A 12,562-nucleotide genomic window follows, 5' to 3' on the forward strand; every position below is an offset into this window, starting at 1 on the left:
CCACACTGGTGATTGCAGGAGCTGCTGTCACCGTGATTGTGGCCGTTCCTTTTTTACTGCTGTTCACTGTCGATGTTGCCGTGATCGTATAATCGCCTAGATCGGCATCAGCCGCTACCGTTACATTGCCGGTATTGTCTACCGACACTTTAGCGTCGCTGCTTGTCCACGTCACTGTTGTCGCTGCACCGCCAACCGCCTCCACCGTTGCCGTAAGCTGCTTGCTTCCTCCCTGAACCACACTCGCGCTGTTCGGACTAACGTCCACGCTGTTGATTGCAGGAGCTGCTGTCACCGTGATCGTTGCCGTTCCTTTTTTGCTGCTGTTCACTGTCGATGTTGCCGTGATCGTATAATCGCCTAGATCGGCATCAGCTGCTACCGTTACATTACCGGTATTATCCACCGACACTTTAGCATCACTGCTCGTCCACGTCACTGTCGTCGCTGCACCGCCAACCGCGACTACTGTTGCCGTGAGCTGCTTGCTTCCTCCCTGAACCACACTTGCGCTGTTCGGACTGACGTCCACACTGGTGATTGCAGGAGCTGCAGTCACCGTAATCGTTGCCGTCCCTTTTTTGCTGATATCCTCTGTTGACGTTGCCGTGATCGTGTAATCGCCTAGTTCAGCATCTGCTGCTGCCGTTACATTACCGGTATTGTCCACCGACACTTTAGCATCACTGCTCGTCCACGTTACGGTTGTCGCTGCACCGCCTACCGCATCTACCGCCGCTGTGAGCTGCTTGCTTCCTCCCTGCACCACGCTTGCACTGCTTGGACTAACATCCACGCTGTTGATTGCAGGGGGTACAGCCGCCCACTCCGCATACAGCGTCACGTTCGCCGTTCCCATCGCAAGGTAAGAACCTGGGGCGTATCTCGTTCCGGTTCCGTCTGCCTCCGTATTCCAACCCTCAAATGTAAAATTTGTCTTGACCAGATTTCCCGTATTATCAACGACGGTCACCGGATCTCCTTGCTCATATGCAACATTGTCGACCGGCACGGCCCCTGATGTTGCTCCGTTAGCATTATAAGTTGCAGTATAAGTCGTAAACGGTAATGGGGTAGTTTGCAGTATTGTCCCAGCTAAACCTACCGTCACATATGAACCTCTTCCATAGGTGATGCCGAATAGACTTTTCCCGGTTCCGGTCGTACGGCTCACCCAGTTTAATCCATCACTAGAGGTAAACATAAGCCCAAGATTACCCGACGCAACATACACGCCATTTCCGTAAACGACGCCTCTGAGACTATTCGAATTGCCGCTATTTCGGCTCGTCCAGTTCACTGCATCAGTGGAGATCATAATTACCCCGCTGGTGCCCACTGCAACAAACTTGCCATTTCCGTAGGTGACACTATATAACGTACTTGTAGTACCGCTCGTTCCCCTTACCCAGTTGGCACCGTCTACGGAGGTCATAATTACTCCAGGGCCCCCTACAGCCATATACATACCATTGCCATAGGTGACGCCAAGCAGAGTATTCGTAATGCCGCTCAATTGGCTCGTCCAGTTCGATGCGTCTCTGGAGGTCACAATCACTCCCATGTTACCCACCGCCACAAACTGGCCATTTTCGTAAGTAACGCTGGTTAACGTATTTGTCGTGCCGCTTGCTTGGCTCGTCCAGTTTGCTCCGTTACTTGATGTTAAGATGATTCCATTAGCACCAACGACCACATACCTGCCGCTTCCGTAGGCGGCTCCATTTAGCGTATTCACAGTGCCGCTTGTTTGACTTGTCCAAGCCGTTCCGTTGCTGGAGGTCATAATCGTTCCTGTGTTACCTACTGCTACATGCAATCTGTTTCCGTAAGTGACGCCATTTAGAACATTCGTCATTGGATTTGTTACGATTGTCCAAGCCGTTCCATTTGCAGTAGCCAGAATTTTCCCGCTCTCACTTAACGCCAAAAACGTGTTATTTACGAAACGAATACCATTTATGCTGCTAAAACCGCTATCTTGAGAAACCCAGTTCATTCCATTGTTAGAGGTTAAAACTTTTCCGCTAAAGATATCTGTTGCCACGAATGTACTGTTTCCATAGGCAATGTCATATAAACCGTTCGTAACACCACTCGTCCTTTTCGTCCATGTGCCTCCATTAGGTGTAGATGTCAGAATCGTCCCAGATCCACCCGCCACTACAAACATGCTACTACCAAAAGTGATGCTATGTAGATTATCCGTGGTACCACTCGTTCTTTTCGTCCAGGTCGTTACATTGGTGGCGGTCATAATAAACCCTGCATTCCCTGTCACCACATACGTGCTGCTGCCTCCATAAGTAACACTATTTAAACTTTCTGTAGTATTACTAGTTTGCTTCGTCCAGTTCACCCCGTCGCTGGAGGTGAGAACCGTTCCACCTGTACCTACTACCACGAACAAGTTATTCCCAAAGGTAATACTGCTTAGAGCCGCTGAAGAGGTACTCACTCGGCTTGTCCAGCTCACACCGTCGCTGGAGGAAATAATCGTCCCGCTGCCCCCTACTGCCACAAACGTATTATTTCCGAAAGCGACACCAGTAAGATCCATGACAGCGCCACTCGCTCGGCCAGTCCAGTCCGACCCGTTACCAGAGGTTGCTACTGCTCCATTTCCCCCCACTGCCACATACGTTGCTTTTCCGTAGGCGACATCATGTAAATAGTCACCCGTAGGTATCGGATTCCGGATATTCCACTCGTCAAGAGGGGCTGCAGAAGCATACTGAGGAATATTGACTGCAATTAAAAGTAAAACCATAGCTATAGATATCCAACGTTTGAACATGATCTGCTCTCACTCACTTTCATGCTGATGTACATTACTGTGAGATTATAACGGGTACGATGTTGCAAAATTGTTGCAAAACAAAAGGAACCCGCTTCAGATGGCAGGTTCCTTCTTACAATAAAGATCAATCTATTAGGCTGTGAAGCAACTCAGCGAGTGTATCACTAGGAGAAGCTCCCAGCTCCGTATGGATCAGTTCAGCATATGCTTCATAGTAAGCAGCGGCACGCTGGGAACCGCCTATTCGATAGTGCAGTTTCATCGCCGCTTCCCGCAGCGATTCGTCATAAGGTTCATGATCGGCCAACAGGTCGGCGAGACGCAACGTCTTGAACGGCTCCGCCTCTATACGCTCGTAATACAGGAGAAGCTTTTTCCCCAAATGCAGAAAATACTGCCGGTACTGCTTGCGGTAAGGCTCGCACCAGGCGCTATCGAACTCTGGCAGGAACGGCTGGCTGCAGCGCTGTATGAGTTGCTCAACACGGGACAGATTGTCGCTGTCAGGCTCTACACCTTCCAATACGTAGCTCTCCAATTCCATCGCGTCCACAGCCGGCGCACCATTAGACAACACCAGCCTATATCCATTCTTGACAGAAGTCAGCGTAATCTCCAAACCGCAATCCCGGAACGTCTTGTTGACTCTGCTAACCGTGCTCCTAAGGTTAATGCCTGCTTTATCCGAATTCTGCGACGGCCAGAGAGCTTCGACCAGCTCCCACTTGCTGACCTCCTTCTCCAAAGGCTGCAGCAGCATGTAAGCGAGCAGTTCCGCGCACTTGGATGTTACCCAGCGAACGGGCTCCAGACCCTCATTCAATCGTAGTGCGAACTTGCCGAATAGCTCTGCAGTGACCGTCCGTTGCCCGTCACTGCTGGTGCCGACAGCGGCTTTGCGATGCTGCCGTCTTTGAGTGACACGTTCCAGCGAACGCATCAAATCCTCTTCCATTACCGGCTTCAACAAATAGTCGAGCGCATTTACCCGGAATGCATCAATCGCGTATTGATTGTAGGCCGTAATGAATACAACCTCCATGTCGAGCTTGTCTGCATACACCAGTTTTGCAATTTCCAGTCCGCTCAACTCCGGCATTTCAATATCCAGAAACAGTACATCGGGCTGCAGTGCCTTCGCCATGCCGAGTGCCTCGTGAGGATTAATACAGCATCCAAGCACCTTCACCCCGGCATTTACGAGCATTCTGTCGATTTGCTCTGCTACCAGTTGCTCGTCGTCTACTATTACTGCTTTCATCATCCTGCTGCTTCCGCCTCTCCATGGGGTCTGGTCTCTCCAGCGCGGAAAGGAATCAGGAAATCGACGGTTGTGCCCTTCTCCTGTAGGCTCTCGATCCGCAAGCCTTGTCCGAATTCATTCACCAATCGCTTATGGACGTTGATCAGGCCGATGCTCCCCTCCAGTCGTTCCGGATTGAAAATCCGCTCCAGTTGCTCGGCCTTCATGCCGACCCCATCGTCCTGAACGGCGATCCGCAAGCCTTGCGGCTCCAGCGTCGCCCGAATGACCACCGTACCTCCCGACAGCCGCTTCATGATGCCGTGGCGTATCGCATTTTCGACTAGAGGCTGCAAAATTAGCGCCGGAATCAACGGTTCCACCCCTGCCTCCACGTTCCATTCCACATTCAAGCGTGCCCCGAAACGGGCCTTCTCCAGCTCAATGTAGGAATTGGTGAGAGACAACTCCCGCTGCAGACTGACCTTCGCATGACGGGGGTCAAGGTCAAAGCTAAGCCGCAAATAGTTGCTGAACTCGCCAAGCAGCTTGCCTGCCCGTGCACCGTCGCTATAGCATAACGAGATAATACCGCTTAAGACGTTATAGATAAAATGCGGTTTAATCTGCGATTGCAGAAACAGCGTCTCCATCCGAATTGCTTGTCCGACTGCCTCCTTCAATTCCAGCAGCGTTTGCACCCGCGCCAGCAGCTCCTTGCCGCTGAACGGCTTCACCAGAAAATCATTGGCTCCCGCCTCAAAGCCCATCGCGATATCAGCCGGCGAATTGCGAACCGTCAGCAGCAAAACGGGCAGCTTGTAGAGCGGGTTATCCTCCCGAATACGCCTGCATACTTCATACCCGGACAGACCGGGCATCATCACGTCGAGCAGGACAAGGGACAGATCGCTGCGGTGCTGCTGAATTAAATTGAGCGCATCCGTCCCATTGTATGCCACAAGAACATGGTAGCGGCTGGACGGAAACAACTCTTGCAGCACCTTGATATTAGAGGCATCATCATCCACCAGCAAAATTTTTACCTTGCCAGATTGCTCCGCCAAATGAGACAGTGTCTCTTCCATTGCTGGTGAGCCTGCACTGTGTGATAACTGCGGTTCCGTGCTGACAGCAAATTCGGCACGGGCGGCTTCCAGCTGCCTCTGCGTCGCCGTCGCTTCCGGCAGCCGCAGCTCGAACTCGGAGCCCCTTCCCGGCTCCGACCATATCAGCTCCAGATCTCCGCCCATTTGCAGCGCAAGCGCCTTTGATATTTTCAGCCCCAGACCTGAAGATTGGAACGCCGAAACCGCCGGCCCTTCTTCCCCTTTATATAGATCAGCCTTGAAAAGCTCCTGTTGACGCTCCGCGCTCATTCCTGCACCGGTATCCACAAATGCAAGTCGAATCCAGCCATCTCGTGCTTCTGCTGCCACCGCCACGCTGCCCTGTTCCGTAAATTTCAATGCGTTGCCGACCAGATTCACTAGAATTTGCTTCAAGCGGTTCTCATCCGTGTATAGATAGTAGCTTCCCGGAGGCACATGATTGACCAGCCGCAGCTGATCGTCCCGGCGCAAAACCTTCAATGCTTCTAGTGTAGCCTGCACTGTGCCGCTAACGTCAAAGAGCCGATTATGAAACATTAAGCTGCCTTGCTGCAAGCTTTGAAAATCGATAATATCATTCACCAGCGTAGACAGGCGAGTCGCCTGGGCAATAATAAAATCCAGATTATCGCGATGACGCTGCGGTATTTCTTTTTCATTCTGATCGATGACCACCTGAGCCAGATTAATAATACCGTGCAGAGGAGTCTTGAACTCATGGGACGTATGGATGAGAAACTCATCTTTTTGACGATCATATGCAATTAGCTGCTCGGCCAATCGCTCGTTCCGCAAGTACGCATCGCGAACCCGGTCCGACATGAGGAAGGATTGCGACAGAACGAGAAGCAGAGGCGTTACGATCATATAATAAGGGTTATCGAGCGCCAACTGATAGCGTGTCTGAGCATACACCCAGCTAATGATAAGGAAAAACAAACCTAACAAAATATAATAAACCTGAACCCCGCCGTTCCGGTAACGGAAAATCCAGCGAATAATGAAAGCAAAAGCAGTGATTTGCAGAATGATCCCCAGCCAAAGAATGTCCACTAAATATTCGTTCGGAACCGCCAACAACAAGGCCAGGGATACCCAGGACACCCGGCTCAGCCATTTATATTCCCAGTTTTTTTGATGATCCAGGTATAGATAAACATAGAGAGCAAATGAAAGGATAGACACATAGGGCAGGAAAAAGAGCATCTTCTGCAAAAAATAGGAAAGACATTGCCGGGAACAAGGTTGCGATGACAATTTCATTGTCCATGCTGAAAAACAACCCTAATGACAAGCAGAACAAACTGAAAAAGGCGAGATAGGGTTCCTTCCTCCATTGCTTGAACATCCCTGCGAAATAAATCGCAAATACGAGCAAAGTGGTGATGACAATCATATCCGCGAGACGGGCATTATCACGCCTGGCCAATACATCTTCCGTCAAGCCGAATTCAGGCGCTTGTACCAAACCGCCTTCCATGTAGCGGTGGCTGGCTATCTGTATGATGATATCGATGGTACCGGAATCCGCTCGGATTGTATCAAAAACCGGAAGGTTGCTAGGCACGAACCGATCTGCCGACAGATCTGGTTTTCCATTGCCGCCAAGGTCTTTTCCATTGATGTAGATATGGCTGGACATGCGAATTTTTTTGCCCCGCAGGCTATATAGATCCGGATTGTTGGTCTCGATGCGCAAACGGTACGTACCCGCGCCATATCCGCTGCCGGAGACGTCCCCCCAGCCCCCAGGAACGCGAATAATTCGACGCTCTGCCTCCAGTGCCTTGCCGTTGGCATTGGCATCGAAATCTAGCGGAGTCAGCAGCTTATTCTCATAAAACTCCCACTCTCCCCGCAGCGGGACAATCCCCTGTTTCGCAAAATCCCACTGTCTGGCGTCCAGCACCCCGCCTCTCGCTTCCGGATACTGAAACGATGGATTCAGCCACTCATAAATGAATAATGAAGTAACGACGGTGAAGACAACAATCATACCTACTAGTACCGTTAATTGCTTGCTCATTGTGCCCATTTCCCGCTCCGTGTTCATATCCTCACCTAGTAATCATTTATAGTAAAATTATTCTATTAAAATGAATGTTCATCGTTCTTAGCGTAGCATAAGACTATTGCAACAGTATAAAGAGAAATTATAAATGATTCGACTTGTCTAGTATGCGCTCACTCGGCCCATATTCGCTGAACGGTTGGCTGATCTTGCAGGCAGCAAATATGAAAGACATCCGGGTTGGACAGGGACACGCACTATTTAGTGCTTCCGAGACAACACTGCTGGCACGGCTCATAGCCATGCTGCTGGACTCCCCGCCCTCATAGCATAAATTTAAGTCATCGTATGTCTTGCGAAGCATGTCACGCCATTCTTTATGATTTTTCCCTGATAATACTCTTTCGGCTAATCTTGTATCCTTATTAACCTCTACGCCCAATTTCTCAGCTAGTGGTGTGATGGTTCGGATAGCCCTTTCAAACGGACTAGAGATGATATAATCGATATTTTTATTAGCTAAAAAATGAGCGAGTTCTTCCGCTTGCTGAGCACCGGCAGCGGTCAACCGTGCGTCGGGTTCTTGCCCTTCTGCCTGGCAGTGTCTCACTAGGTAAATATTTTTCATCGGATATTCCTCCTCTATAAGCCGATGTTACTTTTCAGTCCTTTATAGCTTCCGGACTCTGGAAATCCCTTTTGAACAAGGGTCATGAATTTCTCAGAGAATCCACAGGCTGCTAGATTATGAATCGGAACCATTACCACATCATTTATAGGGTTGCTATCAAACTCATTGGATGGCAGTCGTATCGCCCCGCCTACTCTATGAAGCAAGAAAGTTATATGTACTAAAGAGGGCGAAGCATCAGGTTTATCGCAAAGATATAACAGCTTAGACACGGTAGTGATAAGTCCTGTTTCCTCTTCAATTTCTCTAATAATTGCATCTTCTAACGTCTCGCCTTGTGCAACTCTTCCTCCTGGCAAAGACCAATTGCGGTCAGACGTTACGTTCTGTTTAACTAATAATATTGTCTCATTCTCAACCAATACCCCTGTTACTCTAACCTGCAAAAGATTACTCATCATTTCTCACACCCCCATATTTTCAAAAGAATATAGTAGCATAGAATACCTATTTATGGTAAATAAAAATAACGTCAAAGGACTTGGGAAGACTCTTTCAAGACATTCTGTACATATCGCTCACAGGGCTGTCGCTCAGCCAACCTGCAACATGCTATCATAAAGAAAGATTGTTTGAACGGAAGGGATGGTTGCACGGTGACAGGAGATGAAGCGAACGACGCACAAGCATTGGGATTGGGCCAATTGCTGCTATTGGATCGGATGGCTGAGGGGGCTGCGGATAGCGACCCGCTGTATCCATTCGCGTTGGACGAGCTGCTTTGCCGCAGTGCCGGACAGGGCGGTCCGGCCATATGCCATATATGGCGCCATCCTCGCGCGTTCATTATGGGGCTGCGTGACAGCAGACTGCCTGCGGCCTATGAGGCGCAGCAATGGCTAGAGGCGCAGGGCTGGTCGACCGCGGTACGCCATTCGGGCGGAGCTGCGGTGCCGCTCGACCATGGCGTCGTCAATGTGTCGCTGATTTTGCCGAAGTCGGATACCTTGGACTTCCGCTTCCATGGAGACTTCGAGCGCATGTACGGCCTGATCCAGCATGCGCTCCAGTCCACAGGCCGCCAGGTCGATAAAGGTGAGATCGCCGGTGCCTACTGTCCCGGCGATTACGATCTTAGCATCGGCGGCCTGAAGTTCTGCGGCATCGCACAGCGCAGGCAGGCGCATGCCTACATCGTGCAGGCCTTCGTCGTCGCGGCCGGATCAGGCCGCGAACGGGCCGCGCTCGTCCGCTCCTTCTATGAGCGGGCGGCCGGAGGGGATCGTAACGCAGATTATCCCCGCGTCACAGAGGAAAGTACGGCCAGCCTCGAAGAGCTGGCTGGTCTTGGCCCGAATGCCGCTGAGGTATTCGCCGAAGCGGTGAAGCGCATTGTCCGGAGCGGCCAGACCGTGAAGGGCATGCAAGAAGCGGCAGCCGCCCTCGACATGCCAACGGAGGAGCGCATCCGCGAGATGATCGGCACGCTGCGCGGCCGTTATGCAATCGGGCCGGGCGGCAGTTGATGCCATCCTAAGAGAGGCCAAAGCACTTCTTTTCTCCCAACCTGCCCCGCCATAATAACAAGGAGGCCTGCTCATGATACTAGAAGCCGTTATGCTGAAAGTAAAAGATGGACTGGAGAATGCTTATGAGGAAGCATTCCGTGAAGCTTCCGTTATCATTTCTTCTATGGACGGATACATTCATCACGAACTACAGCGCTGCATGGAGATGCGAGGCAAATATCTGCTGCTTGTCCAGTGGGAGACGCTAGAGCATCATACGGTCGGCTTCCGCGGATCACCGCAATACGAGGAGTGGCGGAAGCTGCTGCATCACTTCTACGATCCTTTCCCCACGGTTGAGCATTTCGAACAAGTTGATCGTACAATTAAGTCTTCATAAGCATATAAAGAAATCCCCCATTCACATGAACAAACATGCGAATGGGGGATTTCTTTTCCTTATCTTCCGATCATCAACGCGCGGGTTTGCGCAGAAGTTGATTGACGACCTCCGAGAGGACGAGGCCGATTGCAATGGTGCCCGAGAGCATAAACGCTTGAAAGCCGAGCTCAAGCGCGGCATTATAGTTGTTCTCCACAACGTTGCGCATCGCATCGTAGGCAATGCCGCCGGGAACAAGCGGTATGATACCCGACACGTTGAAGACGATGATAGGCGTCTTGTACATTCTTGCGAACAGCTGGCTGATGACGGTTACGACGACGACCGCAATCAGCGTCGAGGGCACAACGCCGATGCCTAGCTGGACGCAGCTCATGTACATGAACCAGCCGGCCATGCCAACACTGCCGCATTGCAGCAGCATTCGCTTAGGCACGTTGAAGATGAGGCCGAATGCCGCAGAAGCGATAAAGCTCGTAACCAGCTGTTCGATCCACACCATCATTCACCTCTCCTCTCTGCCCCTATAACAGGGAAAGCACAACTGCAATGCCCGAACCGATCGCGAATGCCGTCAAGAATGCCTCTGCGCCCTTGGATAACCCTGACACAAGATGTCCTGCCATCAAGTCCCGGACTGCATTCGTGATGTGCAAGCCCGGAACGAGCGGCATAACGGAGCCGATTATGATGATGTTCAGATCAGCACCCACACCGTTTTGTGTGAGCAAGACGGCTGTCCCGCCAATGGCGGCTGCAGCTAGAAACTCAGCGAAAAACTTCACCGGTACAAAGCGATTCAGCAATACGACGAGCAGAAAGCCAATCCCGCCTGCCAGAACGGCCGGCATGAAATCACTCCAGCCCCCGCGGAACATAATTGCGAAGCAGCCGCTCGCCAGTGCCGCTGTAGCAATACGCAGCCATTCGGGGTAAGCGAATGGCTGCGTATCGGTTTCCTGAAGCAGGCTCAGGGCTTCAACCGGCGTCATTCCATCTCCACAGATGCGCCGGGATATATCGTTCACGATCGTTACCTTCTGCAAATTGGTGGAGCGCTCTGAGATACGAATGAGCCGTGTAGCAGGAGCTGTCCCGTCAATGGCGAATAGAATGCCGGTCGGCGTTACATAGCTATGTGAATTGTCATAGCCGTAGGCGGCAGCAATCCGCATCATCGTGTCCTCCACACGGGAGGTCTCGCCGCCATTTTGCAGCATAATTTTGCCCGCAAGCAGGCAGATACGCAAGATATCATGATCCGAGCAGACATCTGTCCCGGCCAAGGAAGATTGGATTGCATCTTTATGCGCCTCCGCTTTAACGAAGGAGCCGTTGCCCTTCTCGCTGACCATACGCTCCATCAACGGCCGCTCCTTTACCCGTTGCGCTTAGTGCGCCGAAATAACTGCCCCGTCCCCTTGCTCATGCTTCACTAGCGCATGCTTCTCCCATTTGCGGCTGCGCCAGCGCAGTGACATCAGAATGGCCCGAAGCCACTCATCGGCGGCAATCGCCAGCCATATGCCGGGAAGACCCATATCCAGCTTAAAGACTAACAGATAGCCCAATGGGACACTTATACCAACCATCGTTACCATGCCGATCCACAGCGGGAAACGGGCATCGCCCGCAGCACGCAACGAGTTGATCAGCACGATGTTAATCGTGCGTCCCGTCTCCAAAACGATGCTGAAGAGCAGCACATGCGCGCCAAGCTTAATAATGTTGAGATCATCGGTAAAGATAGTCATCAATGGCTGCCGGAAAATCATAACGAGCGCTACCATCACTGCTGTAGCGATGCTAGCTGAACGTACGCTTTGCCATACGCGGCTGTAAGCTTCGTCCTTGCGGTTGCCGCCCACATATCGGCCAACGATAATAGAGGTGCCTACACCAACTGCAAAAGCGAACAAGTAAATGAACATCGAGATGTTCGATGCGTATTGACGGGCTGCCATCGACTCTTCGCCCAAAAACGTGGCATAGAAGAGGAACACCATCTGGCAGCTTTGATACATGACCTGCTCGGTTGCCGAAGGTACGCCGATTTTTAATATTTTGCCAATAAACGCTTTGGATAATGAAAAATAATAACGGAACTGAATTTTGATCTCCATGATCCGGTACAACAGCCACAGGAATACAAGCACCGCTATCAGCCTGCTGATTACAGTTGAAATTGCAGCCCCGTGTACACCCATCTCTGAAAAACCGAAGTTGCCGAAGATCAGCGCATAGTTGCCGATGATATGAACGACGTTCATACCGAATGACACGAGCATCGCTTCCTTCGTGAACCCGTGCACCCGGACAATTGCCGCCAAGGAATTCACAAGCGCCTGCAGAAAAATAAAACCGCCGACGAAGGACAGGTAGCTCTTCGCATGCTCCAGTATTTCACCCTGCAGATTAAGAATCTGCAAAATCTGATTACAGAACAGCAGGAACATGCCGCTGATCAGCAAGCCGACGATCAGGTTCATCGTAATCGCTAACGCCGAGATACGGGCCGCTTCCAGCAGCTTACGGGAGCCGATGTATTGCGCTACGACAATAGATGCCCCGTTGCCGATGACCTCCAGAATAAGAATCGCGATATGCAAGTACTGATTCGCTGCCCCAACGCCCGATACGGCATTATCGGAAATCGCGCTCAGCATAAGCGTATCGGCGATCCCCATCATCATAAATAAAAAGATTTCCAAAAAAATCGGCCAAGTCAAAAAAACAAATTAAAGGACTTGGCGTCCTTTTCTTCTAATGCTGCGCTTGCCAAGATGCCACCTTCTCCACTAATATCGGTCTCTCTGTCTCTTTCAAAACAAACCGTATCTTAGCATAGTTCCGT

The 12,562-nt window shown here is 51.1% G+C and carries 10 protein-coding genes and 1 pseudogene; 2 read left to right on the forward strand and 9 right to left on the reverse strand.

Annotated elements, in window-relative coordinates; genetic code table 11:
• From TY10_RS29190 to TY10_RS23575, 6 genes are all read right to left on the reverse strand, one after another.
• Window positions 1-2,770, reverse strand: a 2,770-nt coding sequence (locus tag TY10_RS29190; RefSeq protein WP_052350736.1) for a beta strand repeat-containing protein, incomplete at its 3' end; no start/stop codon positions are given.
• Window positions 2,771-2,924: 154 nt separating this feature from the next.
• The gene (locus tag TY10_RS23555; RefSeq protein ID WP_042169098.1) at window positions 2,925-4,064 is read right to left on the reverse strand and encodes a BTAD domain-containing protein; all 1,140 of its coding nucleotides are present in this window, start codon (window positions 4,062-4,064) and stop codon (window positions 2,925-2,927) included.
• Entirely contained in the window at window positions 4,061-6,259 is a 2,199-nt protein-coding gene (locus TY10_RS23560) for an ATP-binding protein (RefSeq protein WP_052350737.1), read from the reverse strand. The genes TY10_RS23555 and TY10_RS23560 overlap by 4 nt, the downstream gene beginning before the upstream one ends.
• Window positions 6,260-6,272: 13 nt before the next feature.
• Window positions 6,273-7,181, reverse strand: coding sequence for a hypothetical protein (locus TY10_RS30620; protein ID WP_162160676.1), 909 nt, complete (start codon window positions 7,179-7,181; stop codon window positions 6,273-6,275).
• A gap of 127 nt (window positions 7,182-7,308) precedes the next feature.
• On the reverse strand, window positions 7,309-7,794 hold the full coding sequence (locus tag TY10_RS23570) for a histidine phosphatase family protein (protein ID WP_155986035.1): 486 nt from the start codon (window positions 7,792-7,794) through the stop codon (window positions 7,309-7,311).
• A 14-nt stretch (window positions 7,795-7,808) separates the two neighbouring features.
• Window positions 7,809-8,255: an NUDIX hydrolase gene (locus TY10_RS23575; RefSeq protein ID WP_042169204.1), complete on the reverse strand. Its 447-nt coding sequence runs from the start codon at window positions 8,253-8,255 to the stop codon at window positions 7,809-7,811.
• A gap of 264 nt (window positions 8,256-8,519) precedes the next feature.
• Here TY10_RS23575 and TY10_RS23580 point away from each other — a divergent pair, with 264 nt between their 5' ends.
• Together TY10_RS23580 and TY10_RS23585 are read left to right on the forward strand one after the other, a co-directional pair.
• Complete coding sequence (locus TY10_RS23580; RefSeq protein ID WP_081735458.1) at window positions 8,520-9,323, forward strand: lipoate--protein ligase family protein; 804 nt, start codon at window positions 8,520-8,522, stop codon at window positions 9,321-9,323.
• Between the two features lie 73 nt (window positions 9,324-9,396).
• On the forward strand, window positions 9,397-9,705 hold the full coding sequence (locus TY10_RS23585) for an antibiotic biosynthesis monooxygenase family protein (RefSeq protein WP_042169106.1): 309 nt from the start codon (window positions 9,397-9,399) through the stop codon (window positions 9,703-9,705).
• Window positions 9,706-9,778: 73 nt separating this feature from the next.
• Here the strand turns inward: TY10_RS23585 and TY10_RS23590 are convergent, their stop codons facing one another.
• The 3 genes and pseudogenes from TY10_RS23590 to TY10_RS23600 form a co-directional block, all read right to left on the reverse strand.
• Window positions 9,779-10,210, reverse strand: a complete 432-nt coding sequence (locus TY10_RS23590; RefSeq protein WP_042169109.1) for a threonine/serine exporter family protein — start codon at window positions 10,208-10,210, stop codon at window positions 9,779-9,781.
• A 22-nt stretch (window positions 10,211-10,232) separates the two neighbouring features.
• Window positions 10,233-11,063, reverse strand: a complete 831-nt coding sequence (locus tag TY10_RS23595) for a threonine/serine exporter family protein (RefSeq protein WP_081735459.1) — start codon at window positions 11,061-11,063, stop codon at window positions 10,233-10,235.
• Window positions 11,064-11,099: 36 nt separating this feature from the next.
• Window positions 11,100-12,493, reverse strand: a pseudogene (locus TY10_RS23600) (MATE family efflux transporter).
• Between the last annotated feature and the right edge of the window lie 69 nt (window positions 12,494-12,562).

It is taken from the genome of Paenibacillus gorillae (assembly GCF_000513275.1).
GTDB classification, from domain to species: domain Bacteria; phylum Bacillota; class Bacilli; order Paenibacillales; family Paenibacillaceae; genus Pristimantibacillus; species Pristimantibacillus gorillae.